Origin of the sequence: Protofrankia sp. Cr2, assembly GCF_963555885.1 — a bacterium.
Lineage (GTDB): Bacteria > Actinomycetota > Actinomycetes > Frankiales > Frankiaceae > Protofrankia.
On sequence record NZ_CAUVXG010000065.1, the window covers coordinates 1 to 20,286 of the forward strand.

General features: G+C 68.0%; 22 protein-coding genes. 2 read left to right on the forward strand and 20 right to left on the reverse strand.

Annotated elements, in window-relative coordinates; all coding sequences use genetic code 11:
• Positions 1–423: 423 nt before the first annotated feature.
• The 6 genes from U9978_RS20865 to U9978_RS20890 form a co-directional block, all read right to left on the reverse strand.
• Positions 424–978 carry a hypothetical protein gene (locus tag U9978_RS20865; protein WP_322762835.1) on the reverse strand — a complete coding sequence of 185 codons (555 nt, stop codon included), beginning with the start codon at positions 976–978 and terminating at the stop codon, positions 424–426.
• Positions 979–1,355: 377 nt separating this feature from the next.
• Complete coding sequence (locus U9978_RS20870) at positions 1,356–2,027, reverse strand: phosphoadenylyl-sulfate reductase (RefSeq protein ID WP_322762836.1); 672 nt, start codon at positions 2,025–2,027, stop codon at positions 1,356–1,358.
• Positions 2,028–2,063: 36 nt separating this feature from the next.
• The gene (locus tag U9978_RS20875) at positions 2,064–2,324 is read right to left on the reverse strand and encodes a hypothetical protein (protein WP_322762837.1); all 261 of its coding nucleotides are present in this window, start codon (positions 2,322–2,324) and stop codon (positions 2,064–2,066) included.
• The gene (locus tag U9978_RS20880) at positions 2,317–4,041 is read right to left on the reverse strand and encodes a nitrite/sulfite reductase (protein WP_322762838.1); all 1,725 of its coding nucleotides are present in this window, start codon (positions 4,039–4,041) and stop codon (positions 2,317–2,319) included. The genes U9978_RS20875 and U9978_RS20880 overlap by 8 nt, the downstream gene beginning before the upstream one ends.
• Before the next feature lie 55 nt (positions 4,042–4,096).
• Positions 4,097–4,234, reverse strand: a complete 138-nt coding sequence (locus U9978_RS20885) for a putative leader peptide (protein ID WP_322762839.1) — start codon at positions 4,232–4,234, stop codon at positions 4,097–4,099.
• Positions 4,235–4,472: 238 nt separating this feature from the next.
• A complete protein-coding gene (locus tag U9978_RS20890; RefSeq protein WP_322762840.1) occupies positions 4,473–4,904 on the reverse strand; it encodes a response regulator transcription factor in 432 nt (143 codons plus the stop codon).
• A gap of 617 nt (positions 4,905–5,521) precedes the next feature.
• On the opposite strand from U9978_RS20890, the gene U9978_RS20895 reads away from it, so the two are divergent.
• Positions 5,522–6,586, forward strand: a complete 1,065-nt coding sequence (locus tag U9978_RS20895; protein ID WP_322762841.1) for a helix-turn-helix domain-containing protein — start codon at positions 5,522–5,524, stop codon at positions 6,584–6,586.
• 31 nt (positions 6,587–6,617) lie between these two features.
• Here U9978_RS20895 and U9978_RS20900 read toward each other — a convergent pair whose 3' ends face one another.
• From U9978_RS20900 to U9978_RS20935, 8 genes are all read right to left on the reverse strand, one after another.
• Positions 6,618–7,487 carry a menaquinone biosynthetic enzyme MqnA/MqnD family protein gene (locus U9978_RS20900; protein ID WP_416211074.1) on the reverse strand — a complete coding sequence of 290 codons (870 nt, stop codon included), beginning with the start codon at positions 7,485–7,487 and terminating at the stop codon, positions 6,618–6,620.
• An 11-nt stretch (positions 7,488–7,498) separates the two neighbouring features.
• The gene (locus U9978_RS20905; RefSeq protein ID WP_416211073.1) at positions 7,499–7,819 is read right to left on the reverse strand and encodes a hypothetical protein; all 321 of its coding nucleotides are present in this window, start codon (positions 7,817–7,819) and stop codon (positions 7,499–7,501) included.
• 60 nt (positions 7,820–7,879) lie between these two features.
• Positions 7,880–8,188 carry a hypothetical protein gene (locus tag U9978_RS20910; RefSeq protein ID WP_322762843.1) on the reverse strand — a complete coding sequence of 103 codons (309 nt, stop codon included), beginning with the start codon at positions 8,186–8,188 and terminating at the stop codon, positions 7,880–7,882.
• An 11-nt stretch (positions 8,189–8,199) separates the two neighbouring features.
• The gene (mqnE, locus tag U9978_RS20915; protein ID WP_322748804.1) at positions 8,200–9,348 is read right to left on the reverse strand and encodes an aminofutalosine synthase MqnE; all 1,149 of its coding nucleotides are present in this window, start codon (positions 9,346–9,348) and stop codon (positions 8,200–8,202) included.
• A gap of 266 nt (positions 9,349–9,614) precedes the next feature.
• Positions 9,615–9,983 carry a hypothetical protein gene (locus tag U9978_RS20920; RefSeq protein WP_322762844.1) on the reverse strand — a complete coding sequence of 123 codons (369 nt, stop codon included), beginning with the start codon at positions 9,981–9,983 and terminating at the stop codon, positions 9,615–9,617.
• Positions 9,984–10,085: 102 nt separating this feature from the next.
• Positions 10,086–10,775, reverse strand: a complete 690-nt coding sequence (locus U9978_RS20925; RefSeq protein WP_322762845.1) for a UbiX family flavin prenyltransferase — start codon at positions 10,773–10,775, stop codon at positions 10,086–10,088.
• A 43-nt stretch (positions 10,776–10,818) separates the two neighbouring features.
• Positions 10,819–11,742, reverse strand: coding sequence for a menaquinone biosynthesis prenyltransferase MqnP (mqnP, locus tag U9978_RS20930; protein ID WP_322762846.1), 924 nt, complete (start codon positions 11,740–11,742; stop codon positions 10,819–10,821).
• 101 nt (positions 11,743–11,843) lie between these two features.
• Positions 11,844–13,295 (reverse strand): menaquinone biosynthesis decarboxylase, encoded by a 1,452-nt coding sequence (locus U9978_RS20935; protein ID WP_322762847.1) that lies wholly within the window; start codon positions 13,293–13,295, stop codon positions 11,844–11,846.
• Between the two features lie 188 nt (positions 13,296–13,483).
• Here U9978_RS20935 and U9978_RS20940 point away from each other — a divergent pair, with 188 nt between their 5' ends.
• Entirely contained in the window at positions 13,484–13,897 is a 414-nt protein-coding gene (locus U9978_RS20940) for a PLD nuclease N-terminal domain-containing protein (RefSeq protein ID WP_322762848.1), read from the forward strand.
• A gap of 66 nt (positions 13,898–13,963) precedes the next feature.
• Here U9978_RS20940 and ccsB read toward each other — a convergent pair whose 3' ends face one another.
• The 6 genes from ccsB to U9978_RS20970 form a co-directional block, all read right to left on the reverse strand.
• On the reverse strand, positions 13,964–15,166 hold the full coding sequence (ccsB, locus tag U9978_RS20945) for a c-type cytochrome biogenesis protein CcsB (protein ID WP_322762849.1): 1,203 nt from the start codon (positions 15,164–15,166) through the stop codon (positions 13,964–13,966).
• Positions 15,166–16,806, reverse strand: coding sequence for a cytochrome c biogenesis protein ResB (locus tag U9978_RS20950; protein WP_322762860.1), 1,641 nt, complete (start codon positions 16,804–16,806; stop codon positions 15,166–15,168). Before U9978_RS20950 ends, ccsB begins: the two co-directional genes overlap by 1 nt.
• Before the next feature lie 284 nt (positions 16,807–17,090).
• Complete coding sequence (locus U9978_RS20955; RefSeq protein ID WP_322762850.1) at positions 17,091–17,954, reverse strand: cytochrome c biogenesis CcdA family protein; 864 nt, start codon at positions 17,952–17,954, stop codon at positions 17,091–17,093.
• Between the two features lie 61 nt (positions 17,955–18,015).
• Positions 18,016–18,687: a TlpA disulfide reductase family protein gene (locus U9978_RS20960; protein ID WP_322762851.1), complete on the reverse strand. Its 672-nt coding sequence runs from the start codon at positions 18,685–18,687 to the stop codon at positions 18,016–18,018.
• Between the two features lie 243 nt (positions 18,688–18,930).
• A complete protein-coding gene (locus U9978_RS20965; protein WP_322762852.1) occupies positions 18,931–19,587 on the reverse strand; it encodes a histidine phosphatase family protein in 657 nt (218 codons plus the stop codon).
• Positions 19,584–20,286 (reverse strand): aminotransferase class III-fold pyridoxal phosphate-dependent enzyme (locus U9978_RS20970; RefSeq protein ID WP_322762853.1); only part of this gene is annotated, 703 nt, incomplete at its 5' end. The genes U9978_RS20965 and U9978_RS20970, both read right to left, overlap by 4 nt.

Here is a 20,286-nt window from a genome sequence, read left to right on the forward strand (position 1 = left end):
GCTGGGGGAGACCGGCCCACTCGCGGCCCGGTCTCCCCCAGCCCCGCATCCCTCGCCATCGTTGGGTGCCCGGCCGTCGCTCATCCTTACGACGCTACCGCCCTGGAATCTCTGTTGACGCCTACGGCCACACAGTCGATCATCAGCTACAGCCTGCCTCCTGAGGGGGATGGGAAGTGGGGCCGGGACTCCCGCCGGACGACGGGACCCGGCCTTCGCGCTGTCCGGATACGGCCCAGGTTCCCTCAACTTCACGTCCGACCACGCAATCCGTGGTCCAGCTGACGAGACAACTTGACTACCCTGACGAGACGACGCATGCTTGCGTCAAGCCCGCCTCCTGCTGGGGGGATGGGAAGTGATGGCCGGGACCCCGCCGGACGACGGGACCCGGCCGTCGCGCTGTTCTGGGATAGCGACTCATCATCGGACGGTAGTCTCTATCGTCATCACAAGATGCCTGAGATCGGTGACGAACTCGTGCTGGCCGTCGCGAGCGGCCGATACCGCCCCGGCGACGGCGTCAGCAATCCATAGCATTGGTTCGGCCAGCGGCGACGCATGGCCTACATATAGGCCGGTGGGCATTATCCGGCTACCGCGAAGAGCCTCGACCATAGCGAGATCCTTGCTGTTCAGAGATGATGTCCGTGACTCGAGCAGCACACGCGCCACCGACATCTCGCCGAGTTCGTACATGAGCCGCTCCATGCAGATGCGACGGGCACGCTCCTGCTTCCTGCGATCGACCGGCGCGCCCACGACGACGACCGCCACCAGATCAGCGCCCGCCACCAACGAGACGACCTTCCGTCTGCGCGGCGCGTCCTCGTCCCGCCAGTGCAACCGTTGCTGGCGCCGTCCCAACAGGGACCTGAGACTGTCACGTATGGGCGGGCACGACGACACATCGGCGACGGCTGCGGCCAGGATGTAGAGGCCGGTCTCGCCGACCCGTAAACGCAGCGACTCGTCCACCCAGGCATGCAGGGTGCCAGGCGCCAGGCCATGCGGGCCATGCGGGCCATGCGGGCCATGCGGGCCATGCGGGCCATGCGGGCCATGCGAGTCATGCGAGTCATGCGAGTCATGCGAGTCATGCGAGTCATGCGGGCGGTCAGACGGCGGTCGCAGGGTCATGGTCGGATCCGTTCGCGGTGTCCAGTACGCGCGTCATCACGTGGCCGACCAGACACGCTGGACAACCACACGCGAGATCATCGCACCGCGATCCGACATGTCGTCATACCGGCCCGACAAACCATGACGGAATGTGGTCCGCCCCGGGCAAGCAGATCACCGACTACCCGAACGCTGTCAGTGTCCCTCCACCGCAACAGCCAGAACCGCCGAGGTCAGTGGATACCGCACTCGGTCTTGGTGGTACCGGCCCAGCGGCCCGCACGACCCTCACCGCGCTTGGTGCACGGCCAGCAGCCGACGGAGTCGTAGCCGTCCGACAGCAGCGGGTTGACGATGACGTCATGGTCCTGGATGTAGCGGTTGACGTCCTCATCCGTCCACGCCGCCAACGGATGGATCTTCACCTTGCCGCGTCGCTCATCCCATCCCACGGCCGGCAGGTTCTTGCGCCCGGCGCTTTCGGCCCGCCGGGAACCCGCCGCCCAGGCCCGGTAGGGCGCCAGCGCACGGTCCAGCGGTACGACCTTGCGCATCCGGCAGCACAGGTCCGGATCCCGCTCGAACAGCTTCGGCCCGTACACGGCGTTCTGACCAGCCACAGTGAGCTGTGCGCCAGCACTGATCACTGGAAGATCATAGCGGTGCATGACCGCGTCCCGGGTACCGATCGTCTCGGCGAAATGGTAGCCGGTGTCGATGAACACCACTGGGACATCCGAGCGGATCCTGGCCAGCATGTCGACGAGCACCGCTTCCGCCATGGACGCGGCTACGACCAGCTTCGTTCCGAACTCCTCGACCGCCCAGCCCAGGATCTCCTGCGCGGGTGCGCCTTCCAGCTCGTCACCGGCGCGTAGGGCACGGGCTTTCAACGCGGCATCCATCAGTCGTTCTCCTCCGTCGCTGCCAGAACCGCCGTATCAGTGCTCGAATTCCGCTGGACCATCCGACCCGGCCGACCCGGCCGACCCGGCCGACCCGGCCGACCCGGCCGACCCGGCCGACCCGCGTGCGACCGCGAGAGCGGTCAGGTTGAGCCGGAAGGCCCGCCGACAGCTCCTACACGACCACTGACCGTGGCCGGACCCGCCGGCCGCCTCCTGCTCCGGCGGAAGGTAGGGCACGAGGTCCTCCTCGCCGCAGTACGGGCAGTAGAAGGGGACGGAATGACCGCTACTCATCAGCGGCTCCGGACGCCCCGGCCAGGCTCGCCGGAGCGGTCAGGACGGACTCGTCCACCCGTTCGACCCAGTCCGCGAAGGACTCACCCTGGTCACGGCCGTCCACATAGGCGCGCAGTAGCCCGTCGACATAGTCGACGACGCCGGCAGATGTGACCTTCAACCCGCGGGACTTGCGGCCCAGCCGCGACCGCGTACCGATATGACCACCGAGATGGAGCTGGAAGCCTTCGACCATCTCCCCGGACTCGTCCGGGACCAGGGAACCCTTCAGCCCGATGTCGGCCACCTGGAAACGCGCACACGCGTTCGGGCACCCGTTCACGTGGATGCCGATCGGCTCGTCGAAGTCGGGCAGGCGCCGCTCCAGCTCGTCGATCAGCGATCCGGCCTTCGCCTTGGTCTCGACGATGGCGAGCTTGCAGAACTCGATGCCGGTGCAGGCCATGGTGCCGCGCCGGAAGACGCTCGGCCGCACGACCAGATCGAGCGTGGCGAGTTCCGCCACCAGCTCGTCGACCCCGGCCGGGTCGACGTCGAGAATGACCAGCTTCTGCGTGGTCGTCGCACGGATGCGGCCCGCGGCGAAACGGTCGGAGAGATCCGCGACGGCGGTCAGCGTCGTACCGCTCAGCCGCCCGGCCCGGGGGGCGAACCCGACCGCCAGCCGGCCGTCGGTCTGCTGGTGGATGCCGATGTGGTCGCGTCCCTCGTTGCGTGGCGGCGCCGGTGGCGGGCCGTCGGGCAGCGGTGCGGTCAGGTACTCCTTCTCCAACGTGGTCCGGACCCACTCGGGCCCCATGTCCGCGACCAGGAACTTCAGCCGCGCCCGGGTGCGCATCCGCCGGTAGCCGTAGTCCCGGAACAGGCACGCCACGGCGTGCCAGACCTCGGCGATGCGGTCAGGGGTCACAAAGGTGCCGAGCCTGACCCCGAGCTTGGGGTTGGTCGACAGACCGCCACCGACCCACAGGTCATAGCCGGCGCCGAGCTCCGGGTGGACCACCCCGACGAACGCGATGTCGTTGATCTCATGCAGCGTGCACTGGTCGACACAGCCGGAAACGGCACTTTTGAACTTGCGCGGCAGGTTGCTCAGGGATGTGTCACCCACGTAACGCCGGACGATCTCCTCGATCGCCGGGGTGGCGTCGATGACCTCGTCGCCGTCGACACCGGCCAGTGGGCATCCCAGGATGACCCGCGGGGTGTCGCCACACGCCTCGGCCGTCGTCATCCCCGCGCCTTCGAGCGCCGCCCAGATCGCGGGAACATCCTCGATGCGGATCCAGTGCAGCTGAATGTTCTGACGGTCGGTGACGTCGGCGACGTCCCGGCCGTACCGGGTGGAGATCCCCGCGATAACCCGCAGTTGATCGCTGGTCATCCGGCCGCCGTCGAGGCGGATCCGCTGCATGAAGAAGGGCGCGTCGAGTTCCTCGGGCTCGAGGACGGCCGTCCTACCGCCGTCGATCCCTTCCCTACGCTGCGTGTACAGCCCCCACCAGCGGAAGCGGCCCCGAAGGTCCTGCGGGTCGATCCCGGCGAACCCGGTGTACGGGTAGCGGTTGAGGATCCGGTCCCGGACAGCGAGACCGTCCTGGTCCTTCTTCATCCGCTCGTTTGGGTTGAGTGGCTCAAGGTGACCACGTGCCCACTGGCCCTGTCCCTTCGGACGGGACGGGCGAGGCGAACTGGAGCGTGCAGGGGGTGTCATCGAGTCTCTCGCAGCCGGGTGCGGGGTGCGCCGAGAGCACTGGCGCGCGGGCAGATCAGCGGTGACGCGGACAGACCGCGCTCGCGACCCTGAGCAGGTCGACGTGCAGGCGCGCGACCAGACCACAATCCACCAACGGGACGTCGGCCAGCGCAGGATCCACCGGACGAACGTCCGGCCCGAAGCCTGTCATGCCTGAATCAGTCAGGCGGAGCCTCGGGCGCATGGTCACAGCCCCATGTTTCCACATCAGGCGCCCACAAGGCGGCGGTCATCCCAAGAAGCAGCACAAGACTACCGAGCGTCTACAAACAGCGGCAACCAAGCCTCTGAACGACATGATTGCTGACGGTCAACCTCCCGACGCCCACAGATCCAGACGCCCACAGATCCAGACGCCCACAGATCCCGACGTCCACAGATCCTGACGTTCAGCGCCGGGTGTGCCCGCCCGCGGCAACCCGGTCCGGGACACGGCCGCACACGTCCCGAAGGCGGTCGACCAGACTGTCGGCGGCGAGACCCTTCTCGATCAGAGCATGCGCGCCCAGCGCCGCCGCCCGCTCGCCGAGAGCCTGTTCGGAAAAGCCGGTGAAGATGACGACGCGGGCGTCGGGCGCGGCGCGACGTACCCCGGGCAGTGCCGCAAGGCCGTCCATGACGGGCATCGAAACATCAAGCAGTACGAGGTCAGGGCCTGTTCGCGAAACGACGTCAACAGCTTCGACCCCGTTCCTTGCCTGGCCGACGACCACGAAGTCAGGCTCCATCTCCAGCAGAAGGCACACGAGGTCGCGCACACCATCCGCATCGTCGGCCACGACGACACGAACAGCTGCCAGCGGCTCCGACTCCCCGTCCATATCCGACGTTGTACGCCACGCCGACACCCCCGCCCATCGTCATTAGGGGTGGTTTCCAGAGCTAGCCCCCCCGCGTTCGGTAAGGACCGGCGCCGGTAGCGGGCGATCCAGCGAACCCGCGATGCTCGCGTAATCTCCGGCAACTCCAGGGATGAAGCAATGTGGAATGATTGTCTGTAGATTGTCTTTGATGCGCCAGAAGTAACAACGAAAACAACTGTCGGCAACTTCCAGCACACTCTGGGCCGTTAGTCGACCAAATAATATGCGATCATGACCTTTTTCGCACATCCGGGTGCACCGAGAGAAACCGATCAGCTGAGAGCGCCCGGCAACAGGAGAGTGGATCAAGAAGCGGGTCCGGGGTGCGTGCATCGCGAGGTGCACGCACCGACCACGCGACACCGCGCCCCTGCTGCCAGTCGCTCTAAGTAATATGTCTTCGACCTCTGGTCAAAATAGGTGCACTGTGACGTAGGATAGTCACAAAAGGTGACACGATTTGTTCGGATCCATCCATGTCAGCCCGTCCACAGTGGCGCGGTGACACCGATCGGGTCGGCCGGCAAACGCCCTTCTGCCTGCTGCCCGGCGTCCTCGAAAGGAAGCAGACGCAGATGCGGCAACGGAGCCGAGGCTGTGACGGCACGGCCACCGCGGAGGACCTCTTACCACGGGAGATCCGTCGCAGACGTGAGGAACGAGGACTCTCCCGGGACGATCTCGCAAAGATCACTGGTTACAGTCGGCAGTACATCAGCCAGCTGGAGCAGCCCAGCCGCGGTATACCCACACGACCGGTCCTTGCGGCCGTCGACGCGGCCCTGGCGGCGGACGGCGCGCTCGTGGCACTTCGGCTGGCCGCGATCGACGCCCGCTCCGAACGAAGGCAGCCCGCCCCCAACCCGGAGGTCGAATCCCGCCGCAGGATCCGCGACCTGCTCGACCATCAGACATCCGACCGAAAGCTGGACGTCCTCGACCAGCAGGTGGCGGAACTGATCAGATCCGCTGACCGGCTCACCCCCACCGATATCACCGTTCACGTGCAGGAGCAGCAACGCTTTGCCGACGTTCTCCTTCGCACCCGTATGCTTCCCCATCAGCAGTTCCGCCTTTTCATGATTGCGGGCCATCTCGCAGGTCTGCAGGCGATGGCCCTGCTTGACAGCAATGAGTTCCAGAAGGCCAGCACCTGTTGTCTGGAAGCCGCCGTCTTCACTGAACTGAGCGGGCACGAGGGGCTGCGAGCGTGGACACTCGCGCTGAACAAGCTGATTGACACGGCTGTCCGTAGCGCGGACACCGCCCATACCTTCCCGACACCGGCCGCGTTCGCGGGCGAGGCCACCGCGCCACGCCTCCGGTCGATAGCCGGCACCGGCGTTTCCGCACCCGAACAGACAGCACCCGAACAGACCGAATCCGAACGGATCAAACCTGAACGGACCGAACCCGGATGGAACAGCGACGAGGACCCGGGCCATTGCGCGCTATCCGCGATCGACCCGTCAACAGCGACGTCGGACTCAGAAGATCCACTAATCGCGCCGGGTGGCTCGTCGACGCCTCCGATACTCGTTGCCCTGGTCAGACGCCGAACTGCCCGGTTCGAACCGGCAACCGCGCCGAAGGCCCGCCCGCCCGCGGATCTCTCCCGGAGATTTCGCCCGCCCGTATGAGCAGCCTGCCGCCCACCGGTCAGCAACGGTCCTACACGTCGGCGAACACAATACGAGCCCGCGGCGGGACGACACCTCGTGCCGCAGCCCGCCTCGCGAACGCCATCAGGCCCTCAAGCTGGCGATCTCCCAGGGAGAAGTCCAGGGTCGTGAAATAACGCATCAGGGTGGCGGCGTCGAACACCTCCCAGCGCGCCGCATGCCTGGCCACCGTATCGAGCTGACGTAGCGCGAGGTCGAGACTGCCGCGGAAGGCGTCGTGGACCTCTTTGACCACGCCGGGATGAGCCTGGGCGAAGTCACGCCGCGTCGCCCAGACCGCGAACACCATCGGCAGCCCCGAACAGTTCCGCCATGCCGCACCAAGATCGACGACATGGAGCGGGTGGGTGCTCCCGGCTCGCTCGGCGTCGTGGACGGCACGCAGGGCCACATCACCGATCAACACGGCGGCGTCGGCCTCGCGCAGCATGAGCGGCAGGTCCGGCGGCATGCTGGCGTAGGTCGGGGCCAGCCCCAGTTCGTCCTCCAGCAGGATCTGTGCGAGCAGCACGCCGGTCCGCGACGTGGAACCCAACGCGACCGAACGGATCCGCTCCAGCGGGACTGCGCTGATCAGTGCGACCGACAGGACGGGGCCGTCAGAACCGACCGCGATGTTCGGCAGCGCAAGAAGATCGTCCGCGTGTCGCAGGTACTCGACGAGACTGATCGGGCCGATGTCGAGGTCGCCGCTCACCAGTGCCTCGTTGAGCCGGTCGGGAGTGTCCTTGGTCAGCTCGACGTCCATGAGCGCGCCGGAGTGCACCAGACCCCAGTAGAGCGGAAGACAGTTGAGGAACTGGATGTGGCCGACCCGTGGACGCACCGGCCTCGGCCCACCCGCCGGCTCACCGGTCAACGGACCGCCGGTCAACGCAGCCAGCCGCGTCGTTCCTCAAGGGCACCGAGCACCGCGCGGCGCTGGCGACTCGCCACCGGATAGCTCACGAGCCCACTGAGCACAAAGGCCGCGGCGAATGCCAGGAATCCGTTCATGCCCAGAAGCAGTACCACGGCGAGCACCGCACCAAAGATCACAGCTCGCAATGCGAAGTAACGGACGTTGATGGCAAGCAGACCTGAACCGGACGGTGGCGCCGGTGGTATCGGTGGCGCCGATGGCGGCAGCCGCAACGGCCACCCGGGCAGCGGCTGCCCCGTCCTGCCAGGTGCCCGCCTTCGAAGATCCACGGTATCCTCCCGCTCCCTCGTTCCCTCGTTCGTGGCGGACACGCCCCGGTCCGGCGCGTCTCATCTGCGCCGACGGGTCCGACGGCGCACCCAGCCGAGGCGTTGCAACACAGACGGATACAGACCAAGACAGATGAACATCACCAACAGGCCGAGCAGACCGGCCGGGCCGATCGCCAGGCCGGCAAGCCGCAACAGGGCGTACGCGGCCACGCCTGGCACCAGAATCACCAGGAAGGCCAGCGTGAAGATCGAGCCGATGCCGGCCGATCCCGTCGGTCTGACCAGGCCGACAGGCGCGCCCGACCGCGGTGCCCGGGCGTCCGAGGTCTTCGAGCTGTCCGAGGTATCCGGCCGGTCTGTTTCCATGTCGCGGGACCCTATGCACCGATCGGCTGCGGAAGATCCCGGCGAGCCGGGTCGGGCCCGTCGAACTCGCGGATCACCCGGTAGCGAGTGTTACGTTCCACCGGCCGGAACCCGGCATCCCTGATCACGGCGAGCAGATCGTCGCGGGTCATCGTGGTGGGTGTCCCGAAACCGTCCGCGTCATGAGTGATCTTGTACTCGACAACGGACCCGTCCAGGTCGTCCGCGCCGAAATTCAGGGCGAGCTGGGCCGTGGTCAGGCCGTGCATCACCCAGAAGCACTTGATGTGATCGATATTGTCGAACAGCAGCCGGGACACCGCGAACGTCTTCAGCGCCTCGGCACCGGTCGCCATCGGTTGGTTCATGAGTCGGTTGCGCGGATCACCGGCCGCGTCGTGCTGGAACCGCAACGGGATGAACACGACGAAGCCGCCGGTCTCGTCCTGTAGCTCGCGCAGTCGCAGCACGTGGTCGACCCGGTGCCGCGGCTGCTCGATGTGGCCATAGAGCATGGTGCACGGCGTCCGCAGGCCCTTGGAATGCGCGATGCGGTGGATGCGCGACCAGTCCTCCCAGTGGGTTTCGTGGCCGACGATGTGTTGGCGGACCTCCCAGTCGAAGATCTCCGCGCCACCCCCGGTCAGCGACTCCAGACCGGCGTCGATCAGCTCGTCCAGGATCTCGTCCGCGGGCAGGCCGCTGATCTTCTCGAACCAGTGGATCTCGGTGGCGGTGAACGCCTTCAGCGCCACTCCCGGCAGCGCCGTGGACAGCTCGCGCAGCGAACGCGGGTAGTAGCGCCACGGCAGGGTGGGATGCAGGCCGTTGACGATGTGCAGCTCGGTGATGCCGGCGGGCTCCATCTCCCGGGCCAGCCGCACCGCCTCCTCGATACGCATCGTGTACGCCTCGGCCTCGCCGGGCTTGCGCTGGAAGGAGCAGTAGGCGCAGGACGCCGCGCACACGTTGGTGAGGTTCAGATGCCGGTTGACGTTGAAGTACGTCGCATCGCCGTTCTTGCGGACGCGGACGGAGTGCGCAAGCTCCCCCAGCCAGGCCAGCTCGTCACTGGCGTAGAGGGCCTCGCCGTCGGCGCGGCTGAGCCGCTCGCCGCCGGCGACCTTGGCTTCGATCTCACGCTTGAACCCGGCGTCCATGAAGATGAGCGTAGTCCCGCCCGCTCGCGCAGCCGGCCACCACGTGACGCCCGGCACTGTGAGCATCCACCCCGGGCGCTGCCCCTCTGCGACGTTCTGTGGGAACGATGTGAATCTGGTGTTGTGGTAGGAGCATCAGATTCACATCGTTAAGAGCGCCTGACAGTAGGGGTCTGGATCAAGGAGCGGGGCTGGGGTGCGTGCACGGCGAGACGGCGGAGGGAGGCACCCTGGTTGTGGGTATCGACCGACCAGCCGGGGACGGGTCAGGAGCGGGGGTTGTCGGGTGGGGCGGCGGGCTTGCTGACAGGACGCCCGGTGGCGCGCTCGGCGGCGCGGCGCTGCATCCGGCCCAACGGATAGGTCAGCACACCTGCGATCACCAGACCGGACAACAGCGCCAGAACCGGATTCACGTCCAGGATGAGCAGGACGACCAGCACCACGACCAGTACCGCGATCCGCGCGGCAAAGTACGGCAACTGCACCCGAAGGTTCGGCGGGGTCGGATCGGGCGGGGACGGTCGGACGGCGGGGACAGGGCGCGGCACCGAACCGTCACCCGACCCGGCTGTCCGTTTCGCTCCGGCGGGCGGTCTGCCGGCGTTCGGTCTGCCGGCGTTACGACGGGTCATGCCTGCCTCAATCCCGTGCCTCAAGCCTCAGCGTGGCATCAACTACCGCTGCCGCGGGTTTCACGGTACGGCCCAGGTAGCACAGGCCGTTGAAGTGCACGGTCACGGGGACGGGCGGCGGGCGGCGCCGAGCTCGCCCGTCCAGCGGCGCAGGAGGTTGTTCGGCACGCCGGCAGCGTCCAGAACCTTGCCGGCCACGAAGTCGACGAGCGCCTGCGCGTCGGTCGCACCCGCGTAGAAGCCGGGGCTCGCCGCCGCCACGACCGCGCCCGCCTCGTGCAGCGACAGCATGTGTAACAGCGTCGAGCGGGTGAAGGGCATCTCCCGCGGGACGACGACCAGCGTGCGGCGTTCCTTCAAGGTGACGTCGGCGGCGCGTTGCAGCAGGTCCTTGGACAGGCCCAGCGCGATCCCGGCCACCGCCGCGGTGCTCGCCGGAACGACGATCATCCCCCTCGTCAGGTAGGAGCCACTACTCGGGCCGGCCGCGAGGTCCCCGGGCGACCAGTGGCGGATCCAGCCCTGCGCCGCCGCCCCCGACACACCGGCGGACGCGTCAACATCAACATCACCGTCAACGCCGAGCCAGCTGGCCAGTGCCTGCGGCCAGGCGTTGTCCCGCCAGGCCAGGCCGGTCTCGTCGAGCAACGTGAGCCGGGCGGCCCGGGAGACGATCAGATCGATCGCCATACCGGCGTCGAGCAGCCCGCGCAGCACCGCTGCCGCGTACGGCGTGCCGCTCGCACCGCTGACACCCACGACCCATGGTCGCCTCGGTTCGCCATCGTCCACGCAGGCCTCCAGCCACGCCCGCCATGCCCACGCCCCGCGCCGGTCACCAGACCAGGCCACGCCCGGCCAGGTCGATGACGGCGAAGGCGAACAGGACGATACCGACGAACCCGTTCGCGGTGAGGAAGGCCCGGTTCACCCGCGACAGGTCGTCCGCCGAGACGATCGCATGCTCGTAACAGAACGCTGCCGCGGTCACGGCCAGACCCGCCCACCACCAGATACCGAAGTTCTCCATCAGCCCGAACATGACAAAGAGGGCGAACGTCACGACGTGGGTAACGATCGAGGCGGTCAACGCCGCCTGAACGCCGAAACGGGCCGGCACCGAACCCACGCCGATGCTGCGGTCGATCTCGGCGTCCTGGCAGGAATAGATCAGGTCGAAGCCGCCTATCCAGGCACCGACCGCAACCCCGAGCACGACTCCCGCCCACGACCACCGGCCGGTGATGGCTATCCAGGCACCGATGGGCGCGACCGCCTGCGCCAGCGCGAGGACGGCATGCGGGAAGTTGGTGAACCGCTTGGAATAGGAGTAGACGATCAGCGGAATCACCGCGAGCGGCGCGAGGGCCAGACAGAGCCAGGACAGCGCCGCGGCGCAGGCGCAGAAGACCACCAACGCGACAGCTGCACCGACGGTGGCTGTGCGCACCGAAACGACGCCGGTGACCAGCTCGCGACCGGCCGTGCGCGGGTTACGTCCGTCGATCGTACGATCGATGATCCGGTTGGTGGCCATCGCGAAGGTGCGGGCCGCGACCATCGCGACGGTCACCAGCGCGAGGTCCGACCAGTGCACCGAGCGGGAGACGTCAAAGGATGCGGTGAGCGCGGCGACGTAGGCGAACGGCAGGGCGAACACCGAATGCTCGATCACCACCACCCGCAGGAAGGCGCGAACCGGGCCGTCGGGCGCCGGGGCCGGCCCCGGCAACCCCGGGGCAACTGCCGCCTCACTCACCAGCGATCAACTCCATCCACCGCACCGCCCATCGAAGACCGGAGACCGGAGACCGGAGACCGGAGACCGGAGACCGACAGCGTCCCGACCATGGGTACCACTCACAGTCCGTACTTTTTCCAGCGCCGGGTGACCAGGTCCCTGGTTGCCTGATCCATCACGGCCTCCGCGGGCCAACCGCCCTCGCGACGGTATCCCTCGGTCGCGAGCTTGCGGGTGGCGTCCACGCCGATCTTCCCGCCGAAGAACTGTTCGTAGGACGCATGGTCGAGGTGGTCGACCGGGCCGATCGTGGTCAGCAGGTCATGGGCGTAGTCGACGTTGCCGAACGCCCGCCAGGCCACCTCGGAGTAGTCGTGAACGTCACAGTCCGCGTCGACGACGACAACAAGCTTGGACAGTGACAGCAACCCGGCGCCCCAGATCGCGTGCATGACCTTCTGCGCGTGCTTGGGATACCGCTTGTCGATCGAGACGATGGCGCAGTTGTGGAAGACGCCCTCGACCGGGAGGTCGTAGTCGACTATCTCAGGGATCATCATCCGGATCAACGGGAGGAAGATCCGTTCTGTCGCCTTGCCGAGCGGTCCGTCCTCCTGCGGCGGGCGACCCACGACGATCGTCTGGAAGACCGGGTCACGCTGCATGGTCATCACGTCGACCCGAAGCGCGGGGAACGGTTCGACCGGCGTGTAGAAGCCCGTGTGATCACCGAACGGCCCCTCCGGACGCCGTTGCCCCGGCTCTAGCCAGCCCTCCAGCACGATCTGGGCATTCGCGGGCACCCGCAGCGGAACGCTCAGGCAATCGACCATCTCGACCCGCTCGCCCCGCAGGAACCCTGCGAACAGGTACTCGTCGATCTCCGCCGGCAGCGGAGCCGACGCCGCATAGGTCACCGCCGGATCGCAGCCGAACGCGATCGCGACCGGCAGCTTCTCACCACGACGCTCAGCCACGGCGTGGTGGGCGTTGGAGTCCTTGTGGATCTGCCAGTGCATGCCGACCGTCTGGGCGTCGTGCCGCTGCAGCCGGTACAGGCCCAGGTTGCGTTGGCCCGTCTCGGGATGCTTGGTGTGGGTGAGTCCGAGGTTGAGGAAGACACCGCCGTCCTCCGGCCAGGAATGCAGCCCGGGCAGCCGAAACAGGTCGACGTCCGAGCCCTTGAGCACGATGTCCTGGCAGGGGGCGGTGCGGACCGTGCGCGGTGGCACCGCACGCAGGGCCGCGACCTTGCCGAACACCTCGCGCAGCCCGGCGAACCCCACCGGCACCTCAGGCCTGAGCATGGCGGCGATCCGATCGCCGATCGCGTCGAGGCTGTCGGCTCCCAACGCCGCCGCCATCCGCTCCTGCGTCCCGAAGACATTGATCGCCAATGGCATGTCCGCACCGGTCGGCCGGTCGAACAGCAACGCGGGTCCACGCTCCCGGACAACCCGGGTGACGATCTCGGTGACCTCCAGGACCGGGTCGACCGGGACGCGGACGTGCCGCAGGTCACCGTGGCGCTCGAGGTGAGCGAGGAACGCGCGCAGATCCGCCCAGGCCATGGCCACCATCCTTGCAGCGGGTGGTGCGGGCGGGCGCATCATGGTTGGCGGTACGGTCGAACAACGACGGACATGGTGGACGGCAGACGGCCGGTACGGTACTGGCAGGTGATCAGCACTTCTGTGCGGTCCTGGCAGTCGGTACGGGCCCGACAGATGGCGCGAGCAGAGAAAGGAGCGGCGGTACGGTGGTCGGCTTCGTACTGGCGCTGGCACTTCTCGGATTCTGGATCTACACGATTGTTGACGCGGCCATGACCCCGGCCGCATCGGTCCGCGCGCTCCCCAAACTCGCCTGGATTATGATCATTTTTCTGCTCCCAGGGGCTGTCGGCGCCGTGGCGTGGTTCCTGCTGGGCCGCCCACGCCGCGGTGCCGGTGCCGGTGCCGCGCAGAACAGTGACCACCCAGCGTGGGGCGATCGGTCACCCTGGACCGAACACCCAGGTGAGCGCAACGGGGTTTTCACCGAACATCGGTTTCCCTGGGCACGCCGAGGCCCGACGCCGCCACCGGTCGCCCCCGACGACAACCCCGAGTTCCTGCGCGAACTGTCCGAACGGATCCGCCGTGGGGACGGCGACGGCACGTCCCGGACCTGAAACCGACAGCCTTCCAACAGCTCCGCGCCGCTGAACCCCCTCGTCCTCACCGCCGAACCGCTGCCCTCATTCGACCCCGGCGTATGAATGCAGACCGGAAATCACCAAATTCACCAGATAGTAGTCGATAAACAACGCACTGAAACCCAGTAGGGAGATCGACGCCGCCCTGCTGCCCTTCCAGCCTGCTGTGGCCCGCGCGTGCAGGTACGCGGCGTAAATCACCCAGGTGATGAACGACCAGGTCTCCTTCGGATCCCAGCCCCAGTAGCGACCCCAGGCCGCCTCCGCCCAGATCGCCCCGGCGATGACCGCGAACGTCCAGATCGGGAACGCAAGCCCGATCACCCGGTAGGTGATGCGGTCCAGGACTGCGGCCGAGGGTAGGCGCAGCATGATCCCGCCACGCTTGCGCATCGCGGCGAACGCGTCAGCCCGACCAGCGGCAACAGCGGCGAGCTTGTTCTCCCAACGGTCCTTCAACAGATACAGGACGGTCGTGACCGCCGAGACCATGAACACTCCGCTGGCGACGATCGCCGCAACCACATGAATCTTGAGCCAGTAGGAGTTGAGCGCCGGGACGAGCGGTCCCACGGCGACGTAGAGCACCGTGCCGGCGAAACCCAGATAGAGAACCACCGGGAACATCACGAAAACGCCCAGCCAACGCACCCGCGCCCGGGTCCGCGCCAGCATGGCCAGGTAGGTTGACACCGCAACCAGGGTGATCATGGATGAGAACTCGTACATGTTCCCCCACGGCACCCGGTCGGCGGCCAGGCCGCGGGCTGTCACCGAACCCACGTGGGCCAGCCAGCCGAGCAGGGTCAGCGCCACCGCGATCCGGCCGAGCCAGCGCACCCGGGCCGTTACCGGTGGTTCGCCACCGGCCCCGGCCCCGGCACCGGCCCCGTCCCTGCCCCCGGCCATTGCCGCAGCCGCTGCCGTCCGCTCCGCAACGCGATCGGCGTCCCGGGCCGCCGCCGCGGCCAGAGCCTCCGCCGCGGGATCAGTCGCCGCGGGATCAGCCACCGCGGGATGGACGGCGCCACCGGCCGTGACGGCGCCAGCCATCGCCGGGACCCGTCCGGGAGCCGTGAGTTGGGCTGCTCCGACCGATGACATCGCGGCCGGCGCTGCGATCGTCCCCCCGAACCGGCTGAACGCGAACTCGGCCGCGTAGCCGAGCATCGCCAGCGCGTAGACCGCCATGGTCACGCCGAGAAGATGGTCGGACAACGCGGCAAGGCCGGAGTTGACGGACATCACAGCTCCTGTTCGGTGGAGTCCAGCGGCCGGGGGGCACTCGCGGTGGCCGCCCGCACATCCATAGCGATCGCCCGCAGCTCGGCGGCGAAGCCGTCGATGTCGGACCGGGACAGACCACCGATCTCGACCATGCTCACGGTAACCGCGTCGGTATCGGCAGTTGCACCGGCATCGGTATCGGTATCGGTATCCGCGTCGGTATCCGCGTCGGCCACGGGGCGCGCCCGCACCCAGATCCGGCGTCGCCGGACCCGCATGCTCACCAGCAGGCCGCAGATGATCGCAATCGCCGCAACAAGTACCCAGCCCTTGAACGGGTCCGACTTCGTCTGGAATGTCGCGAACTCGCGGAGGCCGTCGACCTCCAGCGACATCCCACCGGGCAGGCCAGTGACCGTTCGCTGATTCGGGTTGTTCAGCGCGAGCACCTGCGCCGCACGATCATCGCCGAGTGGCCCGTTCACGCGCAGCTGGCGCATGTCACGGGTATCCAGCGAGTAGACGTTCTGCGGAATGCCCTCGTTGATGTGCAGGTTGCCGACATAGCCGGTGAGCGTGAGGCCGGGTGCATTCGCGGCCGGGTAGGTCGAGACATAGCCGCGTGCCCGGTCCAGCTCAGTGGTCGGCGTGAACACGCCGCTGAATGCCAGCTGTTGGGGTTCGCGGGTGGGCCCGGTCGGCGCGAGCCCGGTGTCGCCGATCTTCAATGTGCAGGTGGACGCAAACATGGCATCACGGGGGGTGCACGGTTGGTAGCCCTCCCAGACGACCCCGCCGGCGCTGTTCCTCAACACGAAGTGCGGCGCGTATCCGTGCCCGATCAGATAGACCTTTGCGCTGCCGACCGCCAGCGGATGGTTGACCCGGATCTCGGCGGTACGGGTGGGCCCGTCGAACTCGGTAGCGTACGCGACCTTCGCGCGGAAGTCCGCCGGCTGGCCGGTCGGCTGGTAGGACGCGGTGAACTCCTCCATCGTCAGGGAGAACGGCGCCAGATCACCGACCGGGTCGACGAGTCTGCCCCGGCTGAACTGGTCGTAGGAGACCAGGGTGTTCGCGAACCCGTCACCCGTGATGACCAGGACCGTGCCCTGATAACCGAACCACGAGCCCAGTCCGACCCCGACAAGCATGAAGACCAGCGCGATATGGAAGATCAGATTACCCGTCTCGCGCAGGTAGCCCTTTTCCGCCGCCACGGAGAAGTCCGGGCTGCCATCCGGTCGGGTGGCACCGTCGGCGGCAAGCGCCACCCGGAACCGCCGCCGTCGTAGGATCACTCGCGCCGCATCGACCGCCTCCGGCGGGGTGAGCGCGCTGTCCCACGACTGCCCCCCGGTCAGCCGACTCGGCCGGGCCGGTGCCCGCGGCGGGCGTCCCACCAGCGCCCTGGCATGCCAGCGGACCCTGGCCGACAGGCATCCGATCAAGGAGATGAACAACAACAGGTAGATTGCGGCGAACCAGGAAGCACCGAATACGTTGAATGCGGACAACCTGTCCAGCGCCGGCGCGAGCGATGGATGATCACGAAAATACTGCTCGACCTTCAACGGGTTCAGCGACCGCTGCGGCAGCAGGGATCCTGGGACGGCGGCGAGCGCCAGCAGGAACAACAGCAACAGCGCGGTGCGCATACTGGTCAGCTGGTGCCAGACCCGCCGGATCGGCGCCGTCACCCGCCCGGCGGGTCCGGATCGGCCGATGTCACCGCCCGCGTTCCCGCCCGGCCCGCCGGGCTGTCCCGAGGGTGATCCCGCCGACGATCCGGACCCCGTTGCCAACGCCCGTTCGCGCACCCCGTCGGCGCGTGCCCGCGCCTCGTCGCGTACCTCGTCGGGCACCGTCGTGGGCGCCGCCGCACCGCTCGTCGTCACCGCGGACCCTCCCGCTCGTGTCACCGCGGACCCTCCGCTCGTCGTCACAGCGGACTCTCCGCGAAACCCGGCGCGTAGGGGCGCGCAGCCGCGATCAGATCCGTCCAGGCGCCGGTGACCTGGAGGAATCCGACAACGACAAGAAGGACGCCGCCGAAGAGGGTGAGCATCCGCGCGTGCCTGCGCACCGCGGTCAGCGCACCGGCAGCCCGCCGGAACGCCAGGCCCACGATCAGGAACGGCACACCCAGCCCCAGGCAGTAGACGGCGGAGAGGAACGCGCCCCGGCCGGCGGTCGCGCTCTGCACGGCCAGCCCGAGCACCGCCGTCAGCGTCGGCCCGAGGCAGGGCGTCCAGCCGATCCCGAACAGGACGCCGAGCAGCGGTGCGCCGACCAGGCCGGACGCCGGCAGCCGGTGGATGCGCCACTCCCGGTTGGCCAGGGGAACCCGCGCGAACGCACCGGCGAACGCCAGCCCCATGATGATCGTCACCGCGCCGAGGATCCGGCTCACGCCGACCTGGTGCAGGGTCAACCATCGTCCCAACCCACCGAAGGCGGCGCCATAACTGACGAAGACCCCGGTGAAGCCGGCGACGAAAAGACCGGTACCGAGGGTGACGCGGCCCACCCGTCGGCGCCCGGCCTGCAACCGGGCCCATGCCTGGGTCGGGCTGCGGCCGACGGTCGGGGTGGCGGTCTGGCTTGCGGTCGGGGTGGCAGTCGGGATCAGGACTCCGGCAGTGCCGGCGGCGAGATCCTCACCCGACAGCCCGGTGATGAACGACAGATATCCAGGCACCAACGGCAGCACACACGGCGACAGGAACGACACCAGTCCGGCCGCCGCAGCGACCGGCGCGGCAAGCAGCACGGGTCCGTCGGTGACGAACGACGCGACGCTCACGCAGATGCCTCCCGCGTCCCTGCGGTGTCGTTCATGGCTGTGTCGTTCATGGCTGTGTCGTTCATGTCTGTGCCTGCAGCCTGGTGAGTACGGGCATCAGCTCGTCGGCGAGGACGCCGCCGGTGAACCGGGCCGCGAGTTGACCCTTACCGTCAAGCACGAAGGTGGACGGCAGGCCTGGCGGCACCGGCCAGCGCGCGGCGAGCGTGCCGATCCGGTCGACGATGCTGGGATAGATCACACCGTTGTCCCGGATGAACGCCTTCGCCGCCGAGAGGGTGTCCTTTTCGTTCACTCCGACGAAGGCCACCTGCGGGTTGTCAGCAGCCATCTTGACCAGGCCGGGCGTTTCGGCGCGGCAGGGCGCGCACCATGAGGCCCAGAAGTTCACCACGAGGATCCGCCCGCGGAAGCCCGCGAGATCCAGGTCGGGACCGGCCACGGTCGGACCGGCGAGGTTCGGCGCCGGCACCCGCTTCTCGATCGGGACGAAATCGGAGTTGGGTGCCTGTTGGACGAAGCCGAACCCGCCACCAGCAGCCTGATCCACGCTGTCACTCCCGCCGGAGCAGCCGGCCACCACACAGGCCAACACACACAGCGCACCGGTGACAACAAGCGACGCGCGCTTACGCGGACCGTGCCATGACAGCCGCCCGATCTGGGCGACCAGCATCCTGGATGCCGCTGTCGCCATCCGCCGCTCGTCCACACCCACTCCTGTCACGTGCATCGGCCCTGCGTTGGCACGAAAGGCCACGATCGAACCGCCGCTCGGCCACTGGACACCGACCGGGGACGCGTCTACGACCAACTGTAGAACTCGACCCCAGGGTAGGTTGCGGGTGCCGCGGATGCCCAGCACCCGCGGCTATCCGCCATCCACGGCTAGGTAACACACCGGGCTACGTAACACCCAGGGCTACGTAACACGCAGGGCTACGTAACACACGCGGCCCGTCGCCGATGGCGACCCTCATGCGCCGACGGAACCGGCCCGGTGCACGGTCGGGCCGTTCGGCTCGGCATAGTCGACCCGCAGCAACCGGTCACCGGCGTAGACCGCCGACGTCACGCTGGCGAGCGCGCACTGGCGACGGTCCGGGCGGTGCCAGAGTCTGTTGCCCTCCAGCGCGCGGCGAGTCGTCCACACCGGTAGCTGATGGCTGACCAGGACCACCTCCCGGCCGCAGTAGGTGTCACGCCACTCGGCGACGGCGGCCAGCATCCGCCCGGCGATCTCGGCGTAGGGCTCCCCCCAGGAGGGCTCGAACGGATTGATCAGAAGTTTCCACATCCTCGGATACCGGACCAGTGCGGGCCCGGCCTCGAACGGCTTGCCTTCGAAGACGTTGCGGCTTTCAATGAGGCGGGGATCTACCTCAACGGTGACACCACGGGACTGCGCGATCGGCTCGGCGGTCTGTCGCGCCCGCTCCAGCGGGCTCGCCACAACCGCGGCGATGTCATGATCAGCAAGGAACTCCGCCGTGACCTTGGCCTGTCGCGCGCCGGCCTCCGACAACACGAACCCCGGCAGCCTGCCATACAGGATCTTCTGGGGGTTGAAGACCTCACCATGGCGGACAAGATGAATGGTCGTCAGAGGTGTGTCACCGCCTGTCCGGGTCATGGGCGCATCCCTCCAGCACTTGTCGCCGACACCGGCTCGGGAACGCCGGCCGCGGCCCGCGCCGCCGCAGGCGCGGCGCTTGCGATCCGTTCCACAGCCTCGTCGTCGTGCGCCGCCGAGACGAACCACGCCTCATACGCGGAAGGCGGCAGGTATACCCCGGCGTCCAGCATCGCATGGAAGAACGCCGCGTACCGGGCGCTGGACTGGGCCTGTGCCCCTGCGTAGTCGACGACGGACGGCGCATCGGTGAAGAACACACTGAACAGGGAACCGGCGCTACTGGGCAGGTGCGGTACACCCTGCTCGGTCAAGGCCGTCGACACGATCCCGGCGACGTCGCCGGCGCGCGCGTCCACCGTCGCGTACACATCCGGGCCGCACGCTCGAAGCGTGGCGAGACCGGCGGCGACGGCCAACGGATTACCCGACAGCGTCCCGGCCTGGTAGACCGGCCCGGCCGGGGCGAGCTGCGCCATCACCTCAGCCCGGCCACCGAAGGCCGCCGCTGGCAGCCCACCGCCCATGACCTTGCCGAAGGTGAACAGATCCGGCGCCCATCCCTCGATTGCGCCCTCGACCCCCCACCAGCCGGCCGGGCCGATCCGAAAGCCGGTCATCACCTCGTCCAGAATGAACAACGCCCCGTGGACGTCGCAGAGCCGACGCAACCCGGCGTTGAAGCCCGGCAGCGGCGGG